Annotated in this window: 22 protein-coding genes and 1 pseudogene; 15 read left to right on the forward strand and 8 right to left on the reverse strand. The window is 72.8% G+C overall.

Going from position 1 to position 25270, the window contains the following annotated elements:
- The first annotated feature begins 58 nt into the window (after positions 1 to 58).
- The 7 genes from QFZ82_RS30825 (at position 59) to QFZ82_RS30855 (ending at position 11107) form a co-directional block, all read left to right on the forward strand.
- Positions 59 to 682, forward strand: coding sequence for a TetR family transcriptional regulator (locus QFZ82_RS30825; protein WP_373429350.1), 624 nt, complete (start codon positions 59 to 61; stop codon positions 680 to 682).
- 202 nt (positions 683 to 884) lie between these two features.
- Positions 885 to 3140, forward strand: a complete 2256-nt coding sequence (locus QFZ82_RS30830) for a molybdopterin oxidoreductase family protein (RefSeq protein WP_373429351.1) — start codon at positions 885 to 887, stop codon at positions 3138 to 3140.
- Positions 3141 to 3258: 118 nt separating this feature from the next.
- Positions 3259 to 4683 (forward strand): CitMHS family transporter, encoded by a 1425-nt coding sequence (locus QFZ82_RS30835; RefSeq protein ID WP_307716252.1) that lies wholly within the window; start codon positions 3259 to 3261, stop codon positions 4681 to 4683.
- Between the two features lies 1 nt (position 4684).
- A complete protein-coding gene (locus QFZ82_RS30840) occupies positions 4685 to 5911 on the forward strand; it encodes an MFS transporter (RefSeq protein WP_307716253.1) in 1227 nt (408 codons plus the stop codon).
- Between the two features lie 343 nt (positions 5912 to 6254).
- On the forward strand, positions 6255 to 7649 hold the full coding sequence (locus QFZ82_RS30845) for an aldehyde dehydrogenase family protein (protein ID WP_307716254.1): 1395 nt from the start codon (positions 6255 to 6257) through the stop codon (positions 7647 to 7649).
- A gap of 16 nt (positions 7650 to 7665) precedes the next feature.
- Positions 7666 to 8745 (forward strand): zinc-binding dehydrogenase, encoded by a 1080-nt coding sequence (locus tag QFZ82_RS30850; protein ID WP_307716255.1) that lies wholly within the window; start codon positions 7666 to 7668, stop codon positions 8743 to 8745.
- A 1015-nt stretch (positions 8746 to 9760) separates the two neighbouring features.
- Positions 9761 to 11107, forward strand: a complete 1347-nt coding sequence (locus QFZ82_RS30855; protein ID WP_307716256.1) for an MFS transporter — start codon at positions 9761 to 9763, stop codon at positions 11105 to 11107.
- Positions 11108 to 11146: 39 nt separating this feature from the next.
- Here the strand turns inward: QFZ82_RS30855 and QFZ82_RS30860 are convergent.
- From QFZ82_RS30860 to QFZ82_RS30870, 3 genes and pseudogenes are all read right to left on the reverse strand, one after another.
- Positions 11147 to 11582: pseudogene (locus tag QFZ82_RS30860) on the reverse strand (DMT family transporter); the annotation flags it as partial.
- A 32-nt stretch (positions 11583 to 11614) separates the two neighbouring features.
- A complete protein-coding gene (locus QFZ82_RS30865) occupies positions 11615 to 12316 on the reverse strand; it encodes a helix-turn-helix transcriptional regulator (protein ID WP_307716257.1) in 702 nt (233 codons plus the stop codon).
- Positions 12317 to 12331: 15 nt separating this feature from the next.
- Positions 12332 to 12988, reverse strand: coding sequence for a TetR/AcrR family transcriptional regulator (locus QFZ82_RS30870; RefSeq protein WP_307716258.1), 657 nt, complete (start codon positions 12986 to 12988; stop codon positions 12332 to 12334).
- A 63-nt stretch (positions 12989 to 13051) separates the two neighbouring features.
- On the opposite strand from QFZ82_RS30870, the gene QFZ82_RS30875 reads away from it, so the two are divergent.
- The 3 genes from QFZ82_RS30875 to QFZ82_RS30885 all read left to right on the forward strand — a co-directional run bounded on the left by QFZ82_RS30875 (position 13052) and on the right by QFZ82_RS30885 (position 15255).
- A complete protein-coding gene (locus tag QFZ82_RS30875) occupies positions 13052 to 14203 on the forward strand; it encodes an acyl-CoA dehydrogenase family protein (RefSeq protein WP_307716259.1) in 1152 nt (383 codons plus the stop codon).
- 83 nt (positions 14204 to 14286) lie between these two features.
- Positions 14287 to 14574: a YiaA/YiaB family inner membrane protein gene (locus tag QFZ82_RS30880; RefSeq protein ID WP_177151072.1), complete on the forward strand. Its 288-nt coding sequence runs from the start codon at positions 14287 to 14289 to the stop codon at positions 14572 to 14574.
- Between the two features lie 54 nt (positions 14575 to 14628).
- The gene (locus QFZ82_RS30885; protein WP_307716260.1) at positions 14629 to 15255 is read left to right on the forward strand and encodes a TetR/AcrR family transcriptional regulator; all 627 of its coding nucleotides are present in this window, start codon (positions 14629 to 14631) and stop codon (positions 15253 to 15255) included.
- On the opposite strand, the gene QFZ82_RS30890 is transcribed toward QFZ82_RS30885, so the two are convergent.
- A complete protein-coding gene (locus QFZ82_RS30890; protein WP_307716261.1) occupies positions 15243 to 15704 on the reverse strand; it encodes a MaoC family dehydratase in 462 nt (153 codons plus the stop codon). The two genes, QFZ82_RS30885 and QFZ82_RS30890, sit on opposite strands and share 13 nt — an antisense overlap.
- A gap of 108 nt (positions 15705 to 15812) precedes the next feature.
- Here QFZ82_RS30890 and soxR point away from each other — a divergent pair, with 108 nt between their 5' ends.
- Positions 15813 to 16292 carry a redox-sensitive transcriptional activator SoxR gene (soxR, locus tag QFZ82_RS30895; RefSeq protein WP_307716262.1) on the forward strand — a complete coding sequence of 160 codons (480 nt, stop codon included), beginning with the start codon at positions 15813 to 15815 and terminating at the stop codon, positions 16290 to 16292.
- Between the two features lie 55 nt (positions 16293 to 16347).
- On the opposite strand, the gene QFZ82_RS30900 is transcribed toward soxR, so the two are convergent.
- Positions 16348 to 17421 carry an RNA ligase (ATP) gene (locus QFZ82_RS30900; RefSeq protein ID WP_307716263.1) on the reverse strand — a complete coding sequence of 358 codons (1074 nt, stop codon included), beginning with the start codon at positions 17419 to 17421 and terminating at the stop codon, positions 16348 to 16350.
- Between the two features lie 142 nt (positions 17422 to 17563).
- Here QFZ82_RS30900 and QFZ82_RS30905 point away from each other — a divergent pair, with 142 nt between their 5' ends.
- Positions 17564 to 18313, forward strand: a complete 750-nt coding sequence (locus tag QFZ82_RS30905) for a hypothetical protein (protein WP_307716264.1) — start codon at positions 17564 to 17566, stop codon at positions 18311 to 18313.
- Positions 18314 to 18356: 43 nt separating this feature from the next.
- On the opposite strand, the gene QFZ82_RS30910 is transcribed toward QFZ82_RS30905, so the two are convergent.
- The 3 genes from QFZ82_RS30910 to QFZ82_RS30920 form a co-directional block, all read right to left on the reverse strand.
- Positions 18357 to 18968, reverse strand: a complete 612-nt coding sequence (locus QFZ82_RS30910; RefSeq protein ID WP_307716265.1) for a hypothetical protein — start codon at positions 18966 to 18968, stop codon at positions 18357 to 18359.
- Between the two features lie 114 nt (positions 18969 to 19082).
- On the reverse strand, positions 19083 to 20375 hold the full coding sequence (locus tag QFZ82_RS30915; RefSeq protein ID WP_307716266.1) for a serine-threonine protein kinase: 1293 nt from the start codon (positions 20373 to 20375) through the stop codon (positions 19083 to 19085).
- A gap of 276 nt (positions 20376 to 20651) precedes the next feature.
- On the reverse strand, positions 20652 to 21893 hold the full coding sequence (locus tag QFZ82_RS30920; RefSeq protein ID WP_307716267.1) for a DUF1343 domain-containing protein: 1242 nt from the start codon (positions 21891 to 21893) through the stop codon (positions 20652 to 20654).
- 163 nt (positions 21894 to 22056) lie between these two features.
- Between QFZ82_RS30920 and QFZ82_RS30925 the strand changes: the two genes are divergently transcribed.
- The 3 genes from QFZ82_RS30925 to QFZ82_RS30935 are packed head-to-tail and all read left to right on the forward strand — an operon-like array spanning position 22057 to position 25101.
- Positions 22057 to 22821 (forward strand): SDR family oxidoreductase, encoded by a 765-nt coding sequence (locus QFZ82_RS30925; protein WP_307716268.1) that lies wholly within the window; start codon positions 22057 to 22059, stop codon positions 22819 to 22821.
- Positions 22818 to 24470 carry an AMP-binding protein gene (locus tag QFZ82_RS30930; RefSeq protein ID WP_307716269.1) on the forward strand — a complete coding sequence of 551 codons (1653 nt, stop codon included), beginning with the start codon at positions 22818 to 22820 and terminating at the stop codon, positions 24468 to 24470. Before QFZ82_RS30925 ends, QFZ82_RS30930 begins: the two co-directional genes overlap by 4 nt.
- A 37-nt stretch (positions 24471 to 24507) precedes the next feature.
- Complete coding sequence (locus tag QFZ82_RS30935) at positions 24508 to 25101, forward strand: TetR/AcrR family transcriptional regulator (protein ID WP_307716270.1); 594 nt, start codon at positions 24508 to 24510, stop codon at positions 25099 to 25101.
- Positions 25102 to 25270: the final 169 nt, after the last annotated feature.

Consider the following 25270-nt stretch of genomic DNA (forward strand, 5'->3'; position numbering starts at 1 on the left):
CAACCGTAGGATTGCAGGACTGTCCCGTCAACGGCAACGGGACGGCATCATGGACGGCGTGTCCCAGCCACCTCTGCGCCGTGCGCCCGTGCAGCAGCGCAGCGCCGACCGTCTCGCGCGCATCCTGGACGCCTGCGCCGAACTCCTCGACACCTGTGGCTACGAGGAACTGTCCACGCGCGGCGTGGCGGCGCGGGCCGGCGTCCCGATCGGCTCCGTCTACCGCTTCTTCGGCAACAAACGGGCGCTGGTGGAGGCGCTGGGGCACCGCAATCTCGACCGGTACGCCGAGCGGGTCGCCGGGCGCCTCGTCCGGCTGCCGGCGGGGGACTGGCGCGGCGCCGTCGACGTCATGCTCGACGAGTACCTGGCGATGAAGCGCGCGGTCCCCGGATTCGCGCTGATCGACTTCGGCGCCCAGGTCCCGGTCGGCGCCCCGGTCACCGGCCCCAACGACGAGGTCGCCGACCGGCTCGTCCGCCTGCTCGCCGCCCACCAGGGGCGTGAGCCGGACGCGCGGCTGCGGCGCGCGGTCCTGGTCGCGGTCGAGGCGGCGGACGCGCTGCTGCAGCTGGCCTTCCGGGTGAGCGAGACGGGGGACGAGGGGATCGTGGAGGAGACGCGGCTGCTGCTGCGGGCGTACCTCGCGGATGTGCTGGACGCGCCTCGGCAGGGGGCGTGAAGGGCGGGCCCTTCGGTTTCCCGTGCCCTTCGGTTTCCCGTGCCCTTCGGTTTCCCGTGCCCTTCGGTTTCCCGTGCCCGCGTTCCGTGCCGAGGGCGGTCCCTTCGCTTCCGGACGCCGCACCCCCTCCCGTCCATGCATACCGGTCGGTATGCTCGACGGGCCCGCACCTCACCGTGCCGCCCGCCCCGGGGGAGGACCCGTGTCCCGCACCGCACCTGCCACTCGTACCGCGACGAACCCGCCGCCCGCCGACCGAGGCGCCCGCACCGCACCGCGCATCTGCCCGTTGTGCGAGGCCACCTGCGGGCTCACCCTGACCATCGAGGGCACCCGGGTCACCGGTGCGCGCGGTGACCGGGACGACGTCTTCAGTGAAGGCTTCATCTGTCCCAAGGGCGCCTCGTTCGGCGAGCTCGACGCCGACCCCGACCGGCTGCGCACCCCGCTCGTACGCGAGAACGGGCGCTTGCGCGAGGCCAGTTGGGAGGAGGCGTTCGATCTCGTCGCCGCCCGCATGCGACCGCTGATCGAGCAGCACGGACCCGACGCCGTCGGTGTCGTCCTCGGCAACCCCAACGTGCACACCATGGCCGGCGGCCTCTACCCGCCGGTCCTGCTGTCCACCCTGCGCACGCGCAACGTCTTCAGCGCCTCCACCCTCGACCAGATGCCCAAGCACGTCTCCAGCGGACTGCTCTACGGCAGCGCCGTCGCCATCCCCGTCCCCGACCTGGACCGCACCGACCACCTGCTCCTCCTCGGCGCCAACCCGCTCGAGTCCAACGGCAGCCTGTGCACCGCACCCGACTTCCCCGGCAAGCTGAGGGCACTGCGCCGCCGCGGCGGCACGCTCACCGTCGTCGACCCGCGCCGCACCCGCACCGCCCGGCTCGCCGACCGGCACGTCGCGATCCGTCCCGGCACCGACGCGCTCCTGCTCGCCGCCCTCGCCCACGTCCTGTTCGAGGAGAAGCTGACCGACCTCGGCGCTCTCGCCGGTCACGTGGAGCAGGTCGGCGACGTCGAGGCCGCGGTGCGGGACTTCACTCCGGAAGCCGTGGCCGCCGCCTGCGACATGGACGCCGAGGAGATCCGTACGATCGCCCGCGAGCTCGCCGCCGCCCCGTCCGCTGCCGTCTACGGGCGCATCGGGAGCTGCACCGTGGAGCACGGCACCCTCGCGAGCTGGCTCGTCGACGTCCTCAACATCCTCACCGGCAACCTGGACCGGCCGGGCGGCGCACTCTTTCCCCTCGCCGCCACCGACAAGGCCCCGCGCCCGGCCGGCCCCGGCAAGGGCTTCGCCCTCGGCCGCTGGTCGAGCCGTGTCGGCGGACACCCGGAGGCCAAGGGCGAACTCCCCGTCGCCGCACTCGCCGAGGAGATCGAGACACCGGGTGACGGGCGGATCCGCGCCCTCATCGCGATCGCGGCCAACCCGGTGCTCTCCGCCCCCGACGGCGACCGCCTCGACGCGGCGCTGAGCGGTCTGGACTTCATGGTCAGCGTCGACCCGTACCTGAACGAGACGTCACGCCACGCCGACGTGGTGCTGCCCCCGCCGCCCCCGTCCCAGAGCGCCCACTTCGACTTCGCCTTCAACGCCCTCGCCGTACGCAACCAGGTCCGCTACACGCCCGCCGCCGTCCCCCTGGAGGACGGGCTGATGGACGAGTGCGAGATCCACGCCCGGCTGGTCCTCGCGGTCGGCGGCATGCACGGCGCCGCACCGTCGGCCGTCGATGACATGGTCGTCCAGCGCTCCCTCGCCAAGGCCGTCGCCGACCCCCACTCCCCCGTGCACGGCCAGGACGCGGCCGAGCTCGCCGCCGAACTCACCGGCGGCAGCGGAGCCGAGCGCCGCCTGGACCTGATGCTGCGCCTCGGCCCGTACGAGCTCACCCTCGCCAAGCTCCTGGAGAACCCGCACGGCATCGACCTCGGGCCCCTCCAGCCGCGCGTCCCGCAGGTGCTCAGGACCCGCAGCGGGCGCATCGAACTGCTGCCCGCGCCGATCGCCGCCGATCTGCCGAGGCTCCGCGGCGCCCTCGACCGGCGTCCCGACGGGCTCGTGCTGGTCGGCCGCCGCCATCTGCGCTCCAACAACAGCTGGCTGCACAACGTGCCGGCACTGGGCGGCGGCTCCAACCGCTGCACCCTGCACGTCCACCCCGACGACGCGGCCCGTCTCGGCCTCACGGACGGCGCGACGGCCGCGATCACCGCGGACGGCGGCCGGGTGGAGGCACCCGTGGAGATCACCGCGGACGTCCGCCCGGGCGTCGTGAGCCTGCCGCACGGCTGGGGTCACGACCGGCCGGGCACCCGGCTCTCGGTGGCCTCCGCCCGGCCCGGCGTCAACGTCAACCAGCTGCTCGACGGCTCACGGCTGGACCCCCTGTCGGGCACGGCAGTCCTCAACGGCTTCCCCGTCGAGGTCGCACCCATGGACTGACCTGGGGTTTTGCTCGTATTGCTCACGTGTCAACATCTTGTTAACGGCAATTGACGACACCTAACGTCATCCGAACCGCCGCCCCGGTGGAGTTCAAGGATGAACGTTAGGTGTCCCCATGCTGACAATCCTCGGCTTCGCCATGATCGCGACCTTCCTGGTCCTGATCATGATGAAGAAGATGTCGCCGATAGCGGCGCTGGTCCTCATCCCCGCACTCTTCTGCGTCATCGTCGGAAAGGGTGCGCACCTCGGGGACTACGTCCTCGAGGGCGTCGGCAATCTCGCGCCCACGGCCGCGATGCTGATGTTTGCGATCGTCTACTTCGGCGTCATGATCGATGTCGGCCTGTTCGACCCGATCGTCCGAGGCATCTTGCGCTTCTGCAAGGCGGACCCGCTGCGCATCGTGATCGGTACGGCGCTCCTGGCCGCCATCGTCTCGCTGGACGGTGACGGCTCGACGACCTTCATGATCACGGTTTCGGCGATGTATCCGCTCTACAAGCGCCTCAAGATGAGCCTGGTCGTCATGACCGGTATCGCCGCGACCGCCAACGGCGTCATGAACACGCTGCCCTGGGGCGGCCCGACCGCCCGTGCGGCGACCGCGCTCAAACTGGACGCGGGCGACATCTTCGTCCCGATGATCCCGGCCCTCGGCGTCGGCCTCCTGTTCGTGATGGTCCTCGCGTACGTCCTCGGCCGTCGTGAGCGCAAGCGCCTCGGCTTCCTCTCCCTGGACGAGGTCCTGGAGCCGCACACCGAGACCGTGCTGGTGAAGACGGGCGGCGGCGACCGGACGAAGCCGGCCGCCGGCCGCGGCTCCGGTGCGGGGGCGTCGGACAGCGGGAGCAACTCATCCGCCGGCAAGGACGCCGCCGAGGACGACGACGAGGGCTTCCAGGGACTCGACCCCCACCGCGCCACGCTGCGCCCGAAGCTCTACTGGTTCAACCTCGGGCTCACCGTCGTTCTCCTCGCCTCCATGATCATGGAGCTCCTGCCCATCCCGGTCCTCTTCCTACTCGGTGCGGCCCTCGCCCTCACGGTCAACTTCCCCCGGATGTCCGACCAGAAGGCCCGGATCGCCGCCCACGCCGACAACGTCCTCAACGTCGCCGGCATGGTCTTCGCCGCCGCCGTCTTCACCGGAGTCCTCACCGGCACCGGCATGGTCGAGCACATGGCCGACTGGCTCGTCGGAGCGATCCCCGAGGGCATGGGCCCGCACATGGCCGTCGTCACCGGCCTGCTGAGCCTCCCGCTCACGTACTTCATGTCCAACGACGGCTTCTACTTCGGCGTGCTGCCCGTCCTCGCCGAGGCCGGCGCCGCCCACGGCGTCTCCCCGCTGGAGATCGCCCGGGCCTCGCTCGTCGGCCAGGCGCTGCACATGTCGAGCCCGCTGGTGCCCGCCGTGTACGTCCTGGTCGGCATGGCCAAGGTCGAGTTCGGCGACCACACCCGCTTCACCGTCAAGTGGGCCGCGCTCACCTCGCTGGTGGTCCTCGGCGCCGGAATCCTCTTCGGAATCATCTGACGTGACAAAGTCCCGGAGCTGGCTGCTGCGCCTCGTCATCGCGTTCTCCTTCGCCCAGGGCGCGGTGTCGATGGCGCGGCCCGCCGTCTCCTACCGCGCCCTGTCGCTGGGCGCGGACGAGCGCGCCATCGGCGTCATCGCCGGTGTCTACGCGCTGCTTCCCCTGTTCGCCGCCGTACCGCTGGGGCGCCGGACGGACCACGGGCGGTGCGCACCCCTGCTGCCCGTCGGCGTCGTCCTGATATCCGGCGGATGCGCCCTCAGCGCTGCGGCGGGCTCCCTCGCGGCGATGGCCGCGTGGAGCGGCGTCATGGGGCTCGGCCACCTCTGCTTCGTCATCGGCGCCCAGTCGATCGTCGCCCGGCAGTCCGCACCCGCCGAACAGGACCGCAACTTCGGCCACTTCACCATCGGTGCCTCGCTCGGCCAGCTCGTCGGGCCCGTCGCCGCCGGTGCCGTGATCGGCGGCGACCTGGCCCGTACGAGCGGATACGCGCTGCTCGCCGCGGCGGCCGTGGCCGCCGCGTCCCTCGCCTCGCTGTGGCGCATCGAGCACCGCACCCCGCCCGGGCCGCGCTCGGATCGCACGACGGTGCCCGTGCGCGGCATCCTGCGCACCCGCGGCGTCCCCGCCGGGATCTTCATCAGTCTCGCGGTGCTCTCCGCGACCGACATCCTCACGGCGTACCTGCCGGTGATCGGCGAACACCGGGGCATCGCGCCCGCCGTCGTCGGTGTGCTGCTCAGCCTGCGGGCCGCGGCCACCATCGCCTGCCGGCTCGTGATGACCCCGATGATCCGGCTCATGGGCCGCAGGGGTCTGCTGACCACGACCTGCCTGGTCGGCGGGCTGCTGTGCGGGGGCATCGCGCTGCCCGTTCCGCTGTGGGCGCTCGCCGCGATGCTGATCCTGCTGGGCTTCTGCCTCGGCGCCGGCCAGCCGCTGTCGATGACGACGGTGGTCCAGGCGGCGCCCGCCGACGCGCGGTCGACCGCGCTCGCCCTGCGCCTGACCGGCAACCGCCTCGGTCAGGTGGCCGCACCGGCGGGCGCCGGCCTGGTCGCGGGCCTCGCCGGCGCCGCCACGCCGTTCGTCCTGACCGGGGCGCTGCTGGCGCTGTCGTCGGCGGCCGCCCTCCGCCGCCCCCGCCCCGCCGGCCCCCGGGAGCCCTCGACGCCCGGGTCACGCCCCGGGCACCCTGCCGAGCACGGGAACCGGCACGCGTAGCCGCCCTGTCCGCCGACAACCCCGGACAGGTGCGATGCGCCGACGCCGCGGAGCCGGCGGCCACATGCCCGAACGGTCTTGCCGCGCCGCCTTTGCCCGAGCGGCTTCTGAGCGAGCGGCTCTGCCCGTGTGGCTCCCGGGGTCTGCCGGCCGGCGGGCCTGACGTGTGGCGCGGGTCCCGCGCTGTCCGCGCAGGCCCGAGCGGTGGTCGGCAGGGACGCTCCCGTACGCCGGCCGGACACGCCTCCCCGTTACTCTCCACACGCCCCGCTGCCTCTGGCGCGCGAAAACTAACAGCGCTAGTTTGGAGCGCGCACACGACCGCGAAGCGTGGAGGAGAGCGATGAAGGCTCACGACGGCATGTACATCGGCGGCCAGTGGCGGCCCGCGGCCACCACCGACACCATCGCGGTGGTCAACCCGGCGGACGAGCAGGTCATCGCCCATGTGGCGGCCGGCACCGCCGAGGACGTCGACGCCGCCGTACGCGCGGCCCGCGCCGCGTTCCCCGCCTGGGCGGCCACCCCGCCCGCCGAGCGCGCCGCCCTGCTCACGGCCCTGCGTGACGAACTGGCACGCCGCCAGGACCTGATCGCCGCCACTGTCACCGCCGAGCTCGGCGCCCCGCCCGCGCTCGCCCAGGCCGTGCACACCGGCATGCCGCTGCTGGTCGCCGGCTCGTACGCCGAACTCGCCGCCGACTACTCCTTCGAGGAGACGATCGGCAACTCCACCGTCCTCATGGAGCCCGCCGGCGTCGTCGCCGCGATCACGCCCTGGAACTATCCGCTGCACCAGATCGTGGCCAAGGTCGCCCCCGCGCTCGCCGCCGGATGCACCGTCGTCCTCAAGCCCGCCGAGGACACCCCGCTGACCGCACAGCTCTTCGCCGAGGCCGTCCACGACGCGGGCGTACCCGCCGGAGTGTTCAACCTGGTCACCGGCCTCGGACCGGTCGCGGGCCAGGCACTCGCCGCGCACGAGGACGTCGACCTCGTGTCCTTCACCGGCTCGACGGCCGTGGGCAGGCAGATCGGCGCGACCGCGGGCGCCGCGGTCAAGCGCGTCGCCCTGGAACTCGGCGGCAAGTCCGCCAACGTCATCCTGCCCGGCGCCGACCTCGCGAAGGCGGTGAACGTCGGCATCGCCAACGTGATGTCCAACTCCGGCCAGACCTGCAGCGCCTGGACCCGGATGCTCGTACACAAGGACCGGTACGACGAGGCCGTCGCGCTGGCCGCCGCCGCGGTCGCCAAGTACGTGCCCGGCGAGCGGGTCGGCCCGCTCGTCAACGCCAAGCAGCAGCAGCGGGTCCGCGGCTATATCGAGAAGGGCATCGCCGAGGGCGCCCGCGTCGTCGCCGGCGGCCCCGACGCGCCGCTGGAGACCGGCTACTACGTCAGCCCGACCGTCTTCGCCGACGTGACCCCCGGCATGACCATCGCCCAGGAGGAGATCTTCGGCCCGGTCGTCTCGATCCTGAAGTACGAGGACGAGGACGACGCGCTCGCCATCGCCAACGGCACCGTCTACGGTCTGGCCGGCGCCGTCTGGGCGCAGGACGAGGCCGACGCGGTCGCGTTCGCCCGCCGCATGGACACCGGACAGGTCGACATCAACGGCGGCCGGTTCAACCCTCGTGCTCCCTTCGGCGGTTACAAGCAGTCCGGGGTCGGCCGCGAGCTCGGTCCGCACGGCCTCGCCGAGTACCTCCAGACCAAGTCCCTCCAGTTCTGAGCCGGGAGACATCATCGTGGTCCGCGCCGCAGTCCTGCCCGCCGTCGGCTCCCCCCTGGAGATCGCCGAGATCTCGTTGCCCGAGCCCGGCCCCGGCCAGGTCCGGGTCCGCCTTGCCGCCGCCGGGGTGTGCCACTCCGACCTGTCCCTGTCCAACGGCACCATGCGCGTGCCCGTCCCGGCCGTCCTCGGACACGAGGGCGCCGGCACCGTCGTCTCCGTCGGCGAGGGCGTCACCCACGTCGCACCCGGCGACGGCGTCGTCCTCAACTGGGCGCCGTCCTGCGGCAGCTGCCACGCCTGCTCGATCGGGGAGGTCTGGCTGTGTGCCGACGCCCTGACCGGCGCGGGACGGGTCCACGCCGTCACCGCGGACGGCACCGAACTGCATCCCGGGCTGAACGTCGCCGCGTTCGCCGAGGAGACCGTCGTCGCGGCGAACTGCGTGCTCCCCGCGCCCGAGGGCGTGTCCCTGACCGACGCGGCGCTCCTCGGCTGCGCCGTGCTCACCGGGTACGGGGCCGTCCACCACTCCGCCCGTGTACGCGAGGGGGAGTCGGTCGTCGTCCACGGCGTCGGCGGGGTGGGCCTCGCCACGCTCCAGGCGGCCCGGATCGCCGGGGCGGCCACGGTCATCGCGGTCGACGTCTCGCCCGAGAAGGAGGGACTGGCCCGCCGGGCGGGTGCCACGGAGTACGTGGTCGCGTCCGACACCACGGCGAAGGAGGTGCGCCGGCTGACCGGCGGGCGGGGCGCGGACGTCGCGATCGAGTGCGTCGGCCGCGCGACCACGATCCGCACGGCCTGGGACTCGACCCGCCGCGGCGGCCGCACCACGGTCGTCGGCATCGGCGGCAAGGACCAGCAGGTCACCTTCAACGCCCTGGAGCTCTTCCACTGGGGCCGGACGCTCTCGGGCTGCGTCTACGGCAACTCCGACCCGGAGCGCGACCTCCCGGTCCTCGCGTCCCACATCCGCGAGGGCGCCCTCGACCTGAGCGCGCTCGTGACGGACCGCATCGGCCTGGAGGACATCCCGGCGGCGTTCACGGCGATGCGCGAGGGCCGTGGAGGGCGGTCGCTGGTGGTGTTCTGACTTTCCCCCCACCCACCCCTCCCCGAACCGGCCTCCGCCCGGCCCCCGGCCCTGCGGCCCGCCCGGTGCGGGTTTTGGGGCCCCTCGCCCTGTTCGGGGCGGCGTCGGCGCCGCGGCGGGTGCGGGTTTCGGGCTCCGGCCCGGGCCCCGTGGCCCTGCGCCCTGCCGGGCGCGGATCCCGCGTGCGCGGGTGCGGGTTTCGGGGGCTTCGCCCCTCGCCCTGTTGGCGGGGGTACTGCGCCGTGGCAGGTGTGAGTTTCGGGGCCCCGGGCCCCGGTCGGTCTCGGTCCGGACCCATGGGCCTGCGGCCTACCGGGCGCGGCTTCGCCCTGCGCCCCGTTCGGCGCTGGTTCTGCGTGTGGCCCGGCTTCGGGCTTCGGCCCGGGACACCGGCCCTGCGCCCGGGTTTCGGGGCTTCGCCCTTCGCCCTGTTCGGGCGGGTTGTGCGCCGTGGCGGGCGTGGGTTTCGGGCCGCGTGGCCCTGAGGCCTGCCCGCGCGTGAGCTTCGCCCCTCGCCCTGCTCGGGCGGGTTCTGCGCCCTGCCGGGCGCGGCCCCGGGCCCGGTCCCTCTCGGTCCGGCCCCCCCGGCCCCGGCCTGCCCGGGCGCAGGCTTCGGGGCGGCGGCCGGGACGCGCGCTCGGGTGGTGCGCTCCAGCTTTTCCCGACGCCGGGGGCGCCCCCGGAGGAGCCCGCCGGCTGAGTCCGCGCCTCGAAGGGCGCCGGTGGGCTGCGCATGCAGCCCGTCTTGGGGGTCCCTCCTACGGCCGTCAGGCCGTAGGGGGAGTTCGTAGGACACCGCGCGGAGCGCGGTACGGGGGTCTGGGCGAAGCCCCAGTTCGGGAAGGGGCGGGATGGGGAAAAGCCCGCCCGGAGGGCACCACCGCCCCCGGGCCCCTTCGAGCTGCCCGCTCCCGCCACACCCGCCGGGACCCATCTCTGCGCAACCCGTTGACTACATACCCACCGGTCGGTACGGTCCCGGCACTCCTCCTCCCCGCACCCATGGAGTGCTCGCATGGACACCGCACCCCCGTCCCCCGCCACCCCGAACCGCCGGCGCGTGGCCACCGCCGCCGCTCTCGCCTCCGCCGTCGAGTGGTACGACTACTTCGTCTTCGGCATCGCCGCCGCCCTCGTCCTCGGCGATCTCTACTTCCCCGCCGGCAGCTCCTCCGCCGGCGTCCTCGCCGCTTTCGCCACCTTCGCGGTGGGCTTCCTCGCACGGCCCGTCGGCGGCATCATCGCCGGCCAGCTCGGCGACAAGCGCGGCCGCAAGCCCATGCTGGTCCTCGCGCTGACGCTGATGGGCGTCGCCACCGCGGGAATCGGGCTGCTGCCCACGTACGAGACCATCGGCATCGCCGCACCTGTCATCCTCGTGCTGCTCCGGGTCGTCCAGGGCATCGCCGTCGGCGCCCAGTGGGGCGGCGCGATGCTGATGGCGACCGAGTACGCCCCCGAGGGCAAGCGCGGTCTGTACGGCAGCCTCGTCCAGCTCGGTGTCCCCATCGGCGTGGTCACCGCCAACACCGTCTTCCTCGTGGCCGGCGCCCTCACGGACGACGCAGCCTTCGCCTCCTGGGGCTGGCGCGTCCCGTTCTTCGTCGGGTTCCTCGTCCTCGGCCTCGCCTGGTACATCCACACCCGCGTCGAGGAGACCCCCGCGTTCCGCGAGGCCGAACGCGCCCTCGCCGCACAGGAGAAGACCGAAAAGCGCTCGCCGCTGCGTACCATCCTGCGCAGCCACCTCGGAACGGTCTTCCTCGCCGGCGGCTCCTTCGCCGTCAACACCGCGACGTTCTACATCATCATCACCGGCGTGCTCGACTACGCGACCCGGGAGCTCGAGATGAAGCGCAGCGCGGTGCTGGCCGTCTCCCTGTGCGTCAGCCTCACCCAGCTCGTCCTGATCCCCGCGGCGGCGTCCCTGTCCGACCGCATCGGGCGGCTGCGCATCTACGCCGCGGGCGCGGTGGGCCTGCTGCTGTGGGCGGTGCCGATGTTCCTGCTCATCGACACGGCCTCGCTGCTGTGGCTCGGCGTCGGCACGTTCGTCACGAGCTGCTTCCTCAGCATCATGTACGGACCCCAGGCCGCCCTGTTCGCCGAGCTGTTCACCGCCGAGATGCGCTACACCGGCGCCTCGCTCGGCTACCAGATCGCCGCGGTCTTCGGCGGCGGCCTGGCGCCGTTCATGATGGTGCTGCTGCTGGAGGCCACCGGCACGTCGATGGCCGTCTCCGGCTACATCATCGGGCTGGCAGTGATCGCCCTGATCTCGATCAGGATTCTCGCCTCGCGGGCCGCGAAGGCGGCCGCCCCGGCGACGCCGGAGGTGAAGCAGCCGACTCCCGCGGAGTGACGGGCATCCCGGCCGTGGACCCCGTCCGCGGCCGGGACCGCGACACCGCCACCCCCGCGAGGCACAGCGCACCGCCCGCCAGTGTCAGCGGCGCCGGCACCTCGCCCAGCAGTCGCGCGCCGAGCAGGGCGATGAGCACGGGCCCGATGTTGACGACCATCGCCGCCGTGCCCGCGTCGACCTCCTGCTCGCCCCAGTTGAGCACCACCATGTAGACGCCGAACCAGAGCAGCCCGGACACCACGATGCCGGGCCACGCGGCCCGGGGCGGCAGCCCCTCGCGGCGCACCAGCAGCACGCAGCCCAGCGCGAGGGACCCGGCGAGCAGGCGGCCGAGGGCGAGGGCTCCGGGGGAGTACGCCTCGCCGGCGCTGCGGATGGACACGAAGGCGGAGGCCCACAGCACGACGGTGACGCCCGCGGCGACCAGAGCGGGCCACTGCGCGTGCTGCGTGCGGCGTATCGGGTTCGTCATGGGGCGACCGTACGGCCCGGACCCTTCGGCGCTCACCGCAATATCCCGGGCTCGATGCCGAGCAGCCGGCCGAGAGCCCGCTCGCCCTCCGCCGTCACCTTCACCGCCCGCTCCGAGCCGATCCGCACGCACCAGCCGGTGTCGAGGGCGTGGCGGCACAGCCGTGCCCCGGCGAGCCCGGCGAGGTGCGGCTTGCGCTCGGTCCAGTCCAGGCAGCCCCGTACGAGCGGGCGCCGCCCGGTACGCTCCAGCGGCACCCCGAGCTCGTCGAACCACCGCGCGCCCCGCTCCGTGAGGGCGAACCCGGTGTCCTGGCTGAGCAGTCCGCGCTCGGTCATGGCGCCGGTGATCGTAATGCCGAGTCTGCCGGCGAGATGGTCGTAGCAGGTGCGGCCGCGCGCCATGGCGGCGGCGACGGTCGACTCGCGCAGTCCGCGTGCCGGCCGCGCCGGCCCTTCCGGCGCGGCGTACGCGGCCAGTTCCTCGACGAGGTGCGCCACGCGGTCGTCGGCGAGCCGCACGTAGCGGTGCCGGCCCTGGCGCTCCTCGGCGAGCACCCCGCCGGCGACGAGCTTGCCGAGATGCTCGCTGGCGGTCGACGCGGCGACCCCGGTGTGCCGCGCGAGTTCTCCCGCGGTCCAGGCCCGCCCGTCGAGCAGCACGAGGCAGATCCCGGCCCGGGTCTCGTCGGCGAGGAGCGCGGCGAAGGCGGCGAGATCACGCGAGGAGGTCATGCCTCCCAGGATGCGTCAGCGACGGTTCGGCGAAGGCCGAAGCGTCTCGTACTGGATCGCGAGACCGTCGAGCAGGGCCCGCAGCCCGGTCTCGAACGCGCCCTCGTCCACCTGCTCCTGTCGGTCGGCCAGCAGGTGGGCCTGGCCCAGGTGCGGGTAGTCGGCCGGGTCGTACGCGGTCGCGTCGTCGACGAAGCCGCGGGCGAAGGAACCGAGTGCCGAGCCGGTGATGAAGTAGCGCATCAGGGCGCCGATATGGGTGGCCTGGGCCGGGGGCCAGCCCGCGCGGACCATCGCGCCGAACACCGTGTCGGCCACCTTCAGGCCTGCCGGACGGCGTCCGGGGCCGCGGGCCAGCACGGGGACGGTGTGGGGGTGGGCGGTCAGCGCGGCCCGGTAGGAGACCGCGTAGTCGTGCAGGGCCGTGCGCCAGTCGCGGGGGTCGTCCTCCCGGAACATCGACAGGTCGACCCGGGCGCTGACGGCGTCGGCGACGGCGTCGAGGATCTCGTCCTTGTTGCGGAAATGGTTGTAGAGCGAGGGGCCGCTCACGCCGAGTTCGGCGGCGAGGCGGCGGGTGGACACCGCGTCGAGTCCCTCGGCGTCCACGAGCGCGCTCGCCGTCTCGACGATGCGTTCTCTGCTGAGGAGGGGCTTGCGCGGTCGGGCCATGCGGCACATAGTAGGCCTGCCGAAAAGAAACTAGCAGTGGTAGTTAAAGTGGGGTGGACGCACATGGACCTGGAGATCGGCGAGGAGCGGGCGGCCGTACGGCAGCTCGCCCGGGACTTCGTCGCCCGCGAGATCACCCCGCACGTCGTCGCATGGGACCGCGCCGAGAGCGTCGACCGGGGCATCGTGAAGAAGCTCGGCGCACTCGGCTTCCTCGGTCTCACGATCGACGAGGAGTACGGCGGCTCCGGCGGCGACCATCTCGCGTACTGCCTGGTCACCGAGGAGCTGGGCCGCGGTGACTCCTCAGTGCGCGGCATCGTCTCCGTCTCGCTCGGACTGGTCGCCAAGACCGTGGCCGCCTACGGCACCGAGGAGCAGAAGCGCCGGTGGCTGCCGGGCCTGACGGCGGGCGAGTCCGTCGGCTGCTTCGCTCTCACCGAGCCCGGCACCGGCTCGGACGCGGGGAACCTGGCCACCAGGGCCGTGCGCGACGGCGGCGACTACGTGATCAACGGCGCCAAGATGTTCATCACCAACGGCACCTGGGCCGATGTCGTGCTGCTCTTCGCCCGGACCGGCGACGCCCCCGGGCACAAGGGCGTCTCCGCCTTCCTGGTCCCCACGGACACGCCCGGACTGACCCGCCGCACGATCCACGGAAAGCTCGGACTGCGCGGCCAGGCCACGGCCGAGCTGGCCTTCGAGGACGTCCGGGTGCCGGCCGGCGCCCTGCTCGGGCGCGAGGGCAAGGGCTTCTCCATTGCCATGTCCGCGCTCGCCAAGGGCAGGATGTCGGTCGCCGCGGGCTGCGTCGGCATCGCGCAGGCGGCGCTGGACGCGGCCGTCGGGTACGCGGGTGAGCGCGAGCAGTTCGGCAGGCCCATCGCGCACCACCAGCTGGTCCAGGAGCTGATCAGCGACATCGCCGTCGACGTGGACGCCGCCCGGCTGCTGACCTGGCGGGTGGCCGGTCTCGTCGACCGCGGCGAGGACTTCGCCACCGCCGCGTCCAAGGCGAAGCTCTTCGCCTCCGAGGCCGCGGTCAGGGCCGCCAACAACGCCCTCCAGGTCTTCGGCGGCTACGGCTACATCGACGAGTACCCGGTCGGCAAACTGCTGCGCGACGCCCGGGTGATGACCCTCTACGAGGGCACCAGTCAGATCCAGAAGCTGATCATCGGCCGCGCGCTCACCGGGGTCTCCGCGTTCTGAACCGGGCCGCCGGCGGCACGTGAGTACGCGATCTGAGTACCAGCGCGCATGTGGCCCGCCGGCCCGGGCGCGACGCTGTGCCCATGAGTGAGACACCGGTCAAGCAGCAGAACACCGCGGCGTACTACGGCCAGGCCGTCGCCTCCTTCGCCGTCGCGCTCGGAGCGGTCGCCCTCGGCATCTTCACCATGGACGCCGACCCCTGGGTGCGCGCCTTCCTCGGCATCGCCGTCCTGTATCTGACCACCTCGGCCTTCACCCTCGCCAAGGTGGTCAGGGACCGGCAGGAGGCCGGGCAGATCGTCAGCCGGGTCGACCAGGCCAGGCTGGAGAAGCTCCTCGCCGAGCACGACCCCTTCCAGAAGCTCTAAGCGCCCGCTCACTGTCACGGTATGGTGTTCGCCTGACCAGGGAAGGGACGAGCGATGAGTGCGGCGGACCAGACGGCCGAAGACGAGAAGCCGTGGGACGAGGTCACCCCGGAGGCGGCCCGCAAGTTGCTGATCGCCGCGGTCGAGGCGTTCGCGGAGCGCGGCTACCACGCGACCACGACGCGTGACATCGCGGGCCGGGCGGGCATGAGCCCGGCGGCGCTCTACATCCACTACAAGACCAAGGAAGAGCTGCTCCACCGGATCAGCAGGATCGGCCACGACAAGGCCCTGGAGATCCTCTCGGAGGCGTACGAGGGCGAGGGCACGCCCACCGAGCGGCTCACCGAAGCCGTACGGTCCTTCGTCCGCTGGCACGCCGGCCGGCACGCCACGGCGCGGGTCGTGCAGTACGAACTGGACGCGCTCGGCGACGCCCACCGCACCGAGATCATCGAGCTGCGCCGCGAGACCGACGCCGTGGTGCGCCGCCTGCTCGAGGAGGGCGTGGCCGCGGGCGAGTTCGACGTGCCGGATGTGCCCGGCACCGCCGTCGCCGTGCTGTCGCTCTGCATCGACGTGGCGCGCTGGTTCAACACGCAGGGGCGGCGGACGCCCGACGAGGTCGGCGTGTTCTACGCCGACCTCGTGCTGCGGATGGTGGGGGCTCAGAAGAAGTAGCGGGACACGGACTCCGCCACGCAGACCGGCTTGTCGCCGCCCTCGCGCTCGACGGTGACGAGGGCGGTCACCTGTACGCCGCCGCCCGCCTCCTCCACGTTCTGCAGGACGGCCGTGGCGCGCAGCCGCGAGCCGACCGGCACGGGGGCGGGGAAACGCACCTTGTTGGCACCGTAGTTGATGCCCATCTTCATGCCCTCGACCCGCAGCACCTGCGGCACCAGGGCCGGCAGCAGCGACAGCGTCAGATAGCCGTGGGCGATCGTGGTGCCGAAGGGGCCGTTCGCCGCCCGCTCGGCATCGATGTGGATCCACTGGTGGTCGCCGGTGGCGTCGGCGAAGAGGTCGATCCGCTTCTGGTCGACCTCCAGCCAGTCGCTGTGTCCGAGCTGCTCGCCGACCCCGGCGCGCAGCTCCTCGGGGGAGGTGAAGATCCTCGGCTCTGCCATGTTGCTGCTCCCTGCCTCTCACATCTCCGAAAGCCCATGTCTAAGCGCTTGCTCAGCATGGTGGGGGAGTGCCGCACTTGTCAACGGACGACCAGTAGGCTCCGAGGGGTGCCACAGATTCCCGAGAAGATCCATGAGCTCACGGTCGGCCAGCTCTCCGCGCGCAGCGGCGCGGCCGTGTCGGCCCTGCACTTCTACGAGTCCAAGGGCCTCATCAGCAGTCGCCGCACCGCCGGGAACCAGCGTCGCTACAGCAGGGACGCGCTGCGCCGCGTCGCGTTCGTGCGGGCCGCGCAGCGCGTCGGCATCCCGCTCGCCACGATCCGCGACGCGCTCGCCGAACTGCCCGAGGAACGCACCCCCGACCGCGAGGACTGGGCCCGCCTGTCGGCGGCGTGGCGCAGCGAACTCGACGAGCGCATCAAGCAGTTGGGCCGTCTCCGGGACCATCTGACGGACTGCATCGGCTGCGGCTGCCTCTCGTTGCAGACATGTGTGCTGTCCAACCCGGACGACGTCTTCGGCGACCGGTTGACCGGCTCCCGCCTGCTGCCGGAGCGGCGGCGCGCCAAGGGCGACCCGGCCTGACACACGCGAAGGCGGGCCCGCACCCCGTGCCGGGCCCGCCCTCGTGCGCGGGGTCCTACTCGTACTCCGTGCCGCCCTTGCGGGTCAGGTACGCCGGGCTCACCGCCTTGGCGATCGCGCGCCCGCCGGTGACCGGGCTGTACCGCTCCACCGCCGGGCGGACGACGACGCCCTCTCGCAGATGCAGCCGCCGACCCGACACCGTCTCGCGGCCGCTCGCCAGCTCCAGCACCTTGTCCGCGTCGTACGGACCCGTGAACAGCCGGGGCACGACCGGCAGTTCACCGCCGAGCACGGCTGCCGGGTCCAGCCAGCGGACCTGGCCGTCGATCTCCGCCGAGATGTCGAACACGGCATAGCCCAGCCCGTTCTCCGCCCGGGCGTCCTTGCCGTAACCGAGGTCCTGGACGCCGGCGCCGTACACCTCGGCGAACACCCCGACCCGGCTCGCACCGAGCCGCTCGGCGAGGCGCGCCGCGATCTTGGGCACGCCGTTCCCGAGCACCGCCCGCCAGTAGAGGTTCGCCGGGTCCTTCTTGATGGCGAGCCCCTTGGCGCCGAAACCCTTGGACGAGACCCGCACCCGTCCGCCGTCCGCCGTGGAGTACGTCGCCAGACAGGCCGAGCCGTGCAGCTTCTCGGTGATCACGACCGCCTCCCCGGGCTCGAAGATGCCCGGATAGCGCTGCAGGTTCTCGATGTCCACCCACGGCAGCAGATCCGGTGCCGCCTCCACGTCGCCGCTCATCCGGGGCGGGATCGGCGGGGCCCACTTGGTGATGGCGAGCCGCTCCGCGAAGTCCGTGCCGTCCGCGGCCGCCTTCGCCAGGTCGACGTCCGCGAGCGCGCGCGGCCGGCACACGATGCCCTGCGACAGCTCGCCGCGCAGCCGGACCGCCTTGACCCGGTTGGCCTCGCCGCCCGCGAGCCGGCCGGTCAGACCGAGCTCGTCGATCAGCGCGGCCGGGAGCACGGCCTGCTCGGGGATGTAGACCGCGGCGTCACCCGTGCGATAGACGCCCTTGGCGACGACGGCGCGGTACAGGCCCACCTGGGCCAGCTCCAGCGCATCGGCGTTCGGGTGCTCGTGCACGGTCAGGACTTCGGCGGTGACGCGCAGCGTCGACATCGGGGCTCCTCGGTCGTGGTTCTCGGCACCCCCACTCTCGGCACCGAAATCCCGCTGGGCCACGGGATTTCCCGTCTGGTAACGTCCGGATCTTCGTCCGGCCGCGAGCCGCGAACGGAGTCCTCGACGGGACGTGGCGCACATGGCCTCCCCAGCACTCACCGCGGCGGTGGACCGCGTCCGCGCGGTCTTCGCGGGCATGACCAGCCCCCGCGAGACGGGCTGCGGCCTCTGCCATCTCCCCGAGGAGACGGCGCTGTTGCGCGTGCCCGACGTGGCCCTGCCCGACCGGGCCCTGCGGATCTACGCGCACGAGGTGCCGGACCACTTCGACGACCACCCCGCCGCGATGCGCAGGATCCTTCCGCAGGTCGCCGAGCAGCTGGCGGCGCGCCGGTGGACGGCGTTCAACGCCTACGACCTGACCGGCCTCGGACGTTCCGGCTGGCGGACCTGGCCCGCGGAACAGGCCGACGCGATCCGCGCGTTCCTCGACGCGTGGTGGGCCGACACCCTCGCCACGGAACTCGACGACTGGTACGTGACAGAGGTGTTCCAGGCCTGTGCGACCGCGGCCGGCACCGTGACGCCCTACCTCGCCCGCTGGGCCGCGCAGCCGCCCGGCGGGCCGGCCGACCGGTACCTCGCCCTGTTCGTCGACTGGTGGATCGACGAACTCCTCAACGACGACACGGCCGTCTTCAGGTGGTGGTGCGACTACGCGCGCGACGAGCCCGTCGCGGAGCTCCAGGAGTGGATCCTCGCGCACGCCCCCGCGCGCCTGCGGGCCCAGGACGCCGACCCGCTGCTGCTGTTCAAGACCGGGCTGCTGGCCCTTCCGTACGAGCAGCGCTTCACCGACGCCGTCTGGGACGCGGCGCCCCCCGCGTGATGAGGGAGAGGTCCCGGGGCCGCCGGCCCGGGACCGGCGTCCCTCAGGCGACCGAGGCGAGCTCCCTGCGCCCCGCGCGCTTCGCCGCGGTCACCGCCTCCAGTGTCAGGACGGGCTGCGGCACCACGATCCCGCAGCCGGTGCAGACCGGGCCGAAGAACGGCTCGTGCTCCAGGTCCTGTCGCCACACGATGTGCGTTCCCCTGCACACCGGGCACGCGTCCCCGGGCTCCGTCTCCAGCGCGCCGATCAGTCTGCGCAGCACCTCGTCCAGCGGCTCCGAGGGATGTATCCCGGGGCTGTCGCAGCGCGCGACCCCGTTCCCGCCCCACGTCCTGCGGTGCCAGTCGTCGATGTGTCCGGGCCGCCGCAGCCCCTCGTGCTTCTCCCGTTTACGGCGGTCCGCGAAGTTCTCCTCGTACGCGAGCCATACCGCCCGCGCCCGCTCCAACTCCTCCAGTGCGGCCACCAGCCGCGCCGGATCGGGGGCCCTGTCCTCGGGCTCGATGCTGTGCCTCGCGCACAGATGGTTCCAAGTGGCCCGATGCCCATAAGGGGCGAACCTCTCCAGGCACTTGCGCAGTGAGTAGCGCCGCAGCGCCAGGTCACACCGCACGTCACGCACCTGTCTCGCAAGACTCCGGAAACCGGCCATCGCGTCGACACCTCCGTCGCTGGTACATCGGCGTTGAAGAATGGACGTAGGAGTGCCCGTTTCGGCTCCATCGAAAATCGGGACGCGTCATGTCGACCGGATCACGCCCCTGTTTCAGCGGCCGACACGCCCCGCCGACAACACCACCCGGGCCAGTTCCTCATGGCAGATGTCACTGTGCGCACCCGCAGGCGGCCCGCCCCTCCGCACCACCTGCGCCGCGTCCACGCTGACGCATCCCGAGTCCGGCAGACCGTCGCGCAGCGCCTCCTCCAGCGTCAGCCGCGGCGTGCCCGCGACGGCCTGAATGCCGTCGTGGCCCATCGCCCACCACCGCCGGTCGCCGCCGGCCACCGACGCCGAGTCCCCGGCGAGGGCCGAGGCCAGCGGGTAGAACACGCCGAGCGCACTGTCGTGCCGCGAGTAGCAGGCGACCACCGGCCCGTCGACCCGCTCCTGCACCGCGGCGAGCGCGCCCGCGCTGTGCGGGGCGTGCGGAAGGCCGCACGCGAACGCGTAATGCGACAGGGCGCCTTGGAGCAGCGTCACCGACTTCACGTTGTCCGCGCCCTCCGGCAGCCCCCGCAGCGCGAACGCCATCAGCCGCGCCCCCTGGCTGTGCCCGACGAGGTGCACCCGCAGCCGCGGCGCCGAACGGGCCAGCCGGCCCAGCAGCGGCCCGAGCCCCAGCTCGCCGACCGTCCCCGCGCGGCGCTTCATCGCGTAGTACGTCGTCTGCCGCAGCAACTCCTTCGCGCCCCGCCACGCGGAGCGCAGTCCGCCGCCGAACGGCAGCACGCCGTACAGCGACCCGGACTCCGCCTCCAGAGCGGCGGCCAGCCTGCGGCACAGGGTGAGCGTGTCCTCGTACAGCACCGCGGGCGGGCTCTGCTCGTCGTGCGGCAGGTCCTCGGCGAAGCCCGCCTCCATACCGCCGGGCGGCGTGGCCGCCAACTCCCGGGCCAGCCTGCCGAACTCGGCGAAGGCGGCCCGCGACTCCGGCTGCTCGTCCAGCAGCCACGCGAGCCGCTCGACGGTCTCGCGATGCCCGGGGAACAGCTCGGCGAGCACCGCGCGGGTCGCCCCGTCCAGGCCGGGGCCCGACGGCTGGGCGCCGGCGGCCGGTGGTTCGACGTCGGGGATCGGTTCGTCCGAGAACCGCATCGAGGGCCAGACGACGCCCGCGTACCCCAGCCGTGCCTGCGGGGTCTGCGCCACCAGCTTGGGGAAGGGAGCGAAGAACGACGCGTAGAGCCGCCGGGCCGTGCCCGGGGAGTTGTTCCACCCGTGGGCGAACATCACCAGGTCGGTGACGTCCTGTTCCATGAGCGCGCCGTACGGCCCCAGCACATCGCCGTCCGCGTCGAAAGTGATCTCCCGGTACGGTCGCACACCTGTCCCCGACATGGCCCGCCCCTCCCCTTGGCCCGTCACCACAGGATCCTGCGCAAGGGGAGAAACGGCCATACCCCGGAAGCGGTCGGAGCCGGTCGGCCGCCCGACCCGGTGCGGACGGATCAGGACGTCGTACGACGTGGCCAGCCGCACGGGCTCGGCCGGCCACGCGGTGCCGATGCTCCTCGCCGGACGGGTCGCTCCCGGCCACTCGCGGGCCGTGCGGGGGCGCGGTGCGCATGTCCGGGCAGGCCCTTCCCGGTGGGGCAGTGCCCACCCGTCGCGTGCTCAGTACCGCAGGTACCGCCGGCGTACCGCGCGGAACGCGGCCAGTTCGTCCCGCCACGCGCCCACCACCTCGTCGGTGTCCGCCCCCGCGTCGATGAGCGTGCGCACCTTGGTGGAACCGGTCAGCTTGTCGATCCAGTTGTCGGCGCGCCAGGCGAATCCGCTCCAGCTGCGCTTCGCCGTCACCAGCAGCGCGATGCCGGTGCGGACGGGGTCGAAGGACTCCCGGTCGTGGACGATGAGTTGGACGCCGCCGATCGTCCTGCCCTGGAACTTGGAGAACGTGGGCGCGAAGTACGCCTCGCGGAAGCGGACGCCGGGCAGGTCCAGTGCGTTCACGGCCTCGGCCCAGCGGCGGTCGACGCCCTCCGCGCCCAGGAGCTCGAAGGGGCGGGTGGTGCCCCGGCCCTCGGACAGGTTCGTGCCCTCGAACAGGCAGGTGCCCGAGTAGACGAGGGCGGTGTCGGGGGTGGGCATGTTGGGGCTCGGCGGCACCCAGGGCAGCCCGGTCTCGTCGTAGAAGTCGGAGCGGTGCCAGCCCGTCATCGTCACGGTCTCCAGCGCGACCGGTCGCGTGAGGAACTCCCCGTTGAAGAGCAGCGCCAGTTCGGCCACGGTCATGCCGTGCGCCTGCGCGATCGGCTCACGGCCCACGAAGGTCGCGAACGCCTTGTCGAGCACGGGTCCCAGCGCCGCGCGGCCGGTCACCGGATTGGGCCGGTCGAGCACCACGAACCGCTTCCCCGCGAGCTCGGCGGCCTGCATGCAGTCGAAGAGGGTCCAGATGTAGGTGTAGAAGCGGGCCCCGGCGTCCTGGATGTCGAAGACGACCGTGTCCACACCGGACGCGGTGAAGATGTCGGCCAGCGGCCGGCCGCTCTTCAGGTACGTGTCGTACACCGGCAGCCCGGTCGCGGGGTCGTCGTAGCGGCCCTCGGAGCCGCCCGCCTGCGCCGTGCCGCGGAAGCCGTGCTCGGGTCCGAAGACCGCGACCAGGTTCACGCGGTCGTCGGCGTGCATGACGTCCACGATGTGCCGGACGTCGCGCGTGATGCCGGTCGGGTTGGTGACGACGCCGACCCGTTCGCCGGCCAGGAGCGCGTACCCGTCGGCGGCCAGCCGCTCGAAACCGGTGCGCACCCGGCCGCGGCCCGTATGGGCGGCGGCGGGCGTGGCGGATGTCGCGGCCAGGGCCCCCACCGCGCCGCCGGCGGCCAGCAAACCCCGTCTGGAAAGGCTCATCGAGCTACCTCCGTGATCGCCGTCTGTCATGGCCACGCACGCTAGCGCTCCTGACGCCCTGGGGGAACGACCCCGGCACGGCCGTCGAGCTGCCCCCTTCCACGTCGGCATACCGACCGGTTAGTCTGCCTGGCAGCCGGGACGCTGCGAAAGGCGGAGCTTGATGAGCACGGTGCAGGGCCTAGGGGTTGTTGTCACGGGAGCGGGCGGCGGTATCGGGGCCGCCCTTGCCCGCCGGTTCGCCGCCGGGGGCGCCCGGGTCGTGGTCAACGACATCGACGCGGGCAAGGCCAAGGCCGTCGCCGACGAGATCGGCGGCACCGCCGTACCCGGCGACGCCTCGGACGTCGTCGACGAGGCCCGGGACGCCCTCGGCGGCGTCGTCGACGTCTACTGCGCCAACGCCGGCCTCGGCTCGGGCGGCGACGCCTTCGCGGACGAGGACGTCTGGGCCTCCGCCTGGGACGTCAACGTCATGGCACACGTCCGCGCGAGCCGCGCCCTGCTGCCCGACTGGCTGGAGCGCGGCAGCGGCCGCTTCGTCTCCACCGTCTCCGCCGCCGGGCTGCTCACGATGATCGGGGCCGCGCCCTACAGCGTGACCAAGCACGGAGCGCTCGCCTATGCCGAGTGGCTCTCCCTGACCTACCGCCACCGCGGCCTCAAGGTCCACGCCATCTGCCCGCAGGGCGTACGGACCGACATGCTCACCGCCACCGGATCGGCCGGCGACATCGTCCTCAAGCCGACCGCGATCGAGCCCGAGGACGTCGCCGACGCCCTGTTCGCCGCGATGGAAGAGGACCGCTTCCTCGTCCTGCCGCACCCGGAGGTCGCCGGCTTCTACGCGGCGCGCGCCACCGAGACCGACCGCTGGATCGCCGGAATGAACCACATCCAGCAGAAGTGGGAGGAGGTGGGCCGATGAGCTCCGTCTACGCCGCGCAGCCGTGGCTCGGGCAGCTGACCGAAGCCCAGCGGGCCCCCGTCGCCCCGCCCCCGACCGTCGTGCACTCCTTCCGCGCGGCCGTCGCCCGCGCGCCGGAACACCCCGCGCTCGCCTACTTCGACGGCCGGCTGAGCTACCGGGAGACCGACGACCTCTCCGACTCCGTCGCCGCCCACCTCGCCGAGCGCGGTGTCGCCCGCGGCGACCGCGTGGCCCTCATGCTCCAGAACAGCCCGCAGTTCGTCATCGCGCTGCTCGGCGCCTGGAAGGCCGGCGCGACCGTCGTCCCGCTCAACCCGATGTACAAGACGGCTGAGGTCGCCCACGTCCTCGCCGACTCCGGGGCCACCGCGCTGATCTGCTCCGACCGGGCATGGGAGGCGTACCTGCGCGACTGCGCCGCCGCCTCTTCCGTGCGCGTCGTGCTCACCGCCTGCGAGCTCGACCTCCAGACGCGGCACGACGAGCGGGTCCTCTCCTTCGAGCGGGCTCCGCTGGCCGAGGACGCCGACGACCTGCTCACCGTCGGCCGCCGGCGCCTCCCGGCGCCGTCCGGACGCGAACTCGGCGCCGCGGACGTCGCCTTGATCAGCTACACGTCGGGCACCAGCGGCACCCCCAAGGGGGCGATGAACCTCCACGGCGGCATCACCTACAACGCCGAACGCCAGCGCACCGGCCACCCCGTCCCCGAAGGTGCCTGCTACTTCGCCCTCGCGCCCCTCTTCCACATCACCGGCATGGTCTGCCAGCTCGCCGTCTGCATCGCCAACGCGGGCACCCTCGCGCTCGCCTACCGCTTCGAGGCGGGCGTCGTGCTCGACGCCTTCGCCGAGCACAGGCCGGCGTACACGGTCGGCCCGTCGACCGCGTTCATGGCCCTGGCCGCGCATCCTGCTGCTACCCGCGAGCACTTTGCTTCCTTCGCCGTGATCTCCTCGGGCGGCGCGCCCGTGCCGCCCGCGCTGGTGGAGAAGTTCCGCGCCGGTTTCGGGCCGTACATACGCAACGGCTACGGGCTCACCGAGTGCACCGCGCCCTGTGCGTCCGTGCCCCCGGAGAAGGAGGCGCCGGTCGACCCGGCCTCCGGCACCCTGTCCGTGGGCCTGCCCGGCCCCGACACCGTCGTGCGGATCGTCGACGAGAAGGGCGACGACGTGCCCCTCGGCGAACAGGGCGAGATCGCCGTGCGCGGCCCGCAGGTCGTGCCCGGCTACTGGCGACTCCCCGAGGCCACCGCCGAGGCGTTCCCGGACGGCGAACTGCGCACCGGCGACATCGGCTTCATGGACGCGGACGGCTGGCTCTACGTCGTCGACCGCAAGAAGGACATGATCAACGCCTCCGGGTTCAAGGTCTGGCCCCGCGAGGTCGAGGACGTCCTCTACACGCACCCGGCGGTCCGCGAGGCGGCCGTCGTCGGCGTGCCGGACTCCTACCGCGGGGAGACGGTCAAGGCGTACGTCAGCCTGCGCCCGGGGGCGGACCTCGGGCCCGACGAGCTGTCCGCCTACTGCGAGCAGCGGCTCGCCGCTTACAAATACCCCAGGGAAGTAGTGATCCTGCCGGAGCTCCCCAAGACCACAAGTGGGAAGATCCTCAGGCGGGAACTGCGTTCCCGGGTTTAGAACACAGATGTTTCGGCAGGAAGGGCAGGTGGCGGCGATGGCCAGGACGACGGACGGGGAGGCGACCCCCGTACCGCAGAGGCTGCTGGCCGCCGCCACCCGCCTCTTCGCCGAGCAGGGATACGACCGCACCTCGGTCCAGGAGATCGTGGAGGCGGCGGGCGTCACCAAGGGGGCGCTCTATCACTACTTCGGGTCCAAGGAGGACCTCCTGCAGGAGGTCTACTCCCGGGTGCTGCGCGTCCAGCAGGAGCGGCTGGACGCCTTCGCGGACGCGGACGAGCCCGTGGAGGACCGGCTGCGCGAGGCTGCGGCGGACGTCGTCGTCACCACCATCGACAACCTGGACGACGCGGCGATCTTCTTCCGCTCCATGCACCACCTGAGCCCGGAGAAGCACAAGCAGGTGCGGGCCGAGCGGCGCCGCTACCACGAGCGGTTCCGGGCGCTGGTGGAGGAGGGGCAGCAGGGCGGCGTCTTCTCCTCGGCGACGCCGGCGGATCTGGTGGTGGACTACCACTTCGGGTCGATCCACCACCTGTCGACGTGGTACCGCCCGGACGGCCCCCTGACGAAGCAGCAGGTCGCGGACCACCTGGCGGACCTCCTCCTTCGCGCGCTCCGCCCCTGACTGCGCGGACCCTGCCGGGGCGCTGCGGTCGTCCGCGCGGCGCTCCCGTTGGGCCTTGGGCCCGACGCCCGCGGTTCTCTCGCCGACGGGGCTGGTTTTCCGGCCGGGGCGTCCGCGCGGCGCTCCCGGGGAGCACGCGGTCCGGGCGGCCCGCGGCGCGGAGCTGCCG

This window comes from Streptomyces sp. V4I23 (genome assembly GCF_030817975.1).
Classification (GTDB): domain Bacteria; phylum Actinomycetota; class Actinomycetes; order Streptomycetales; family Streptomycetaceae; genus Streptomyces.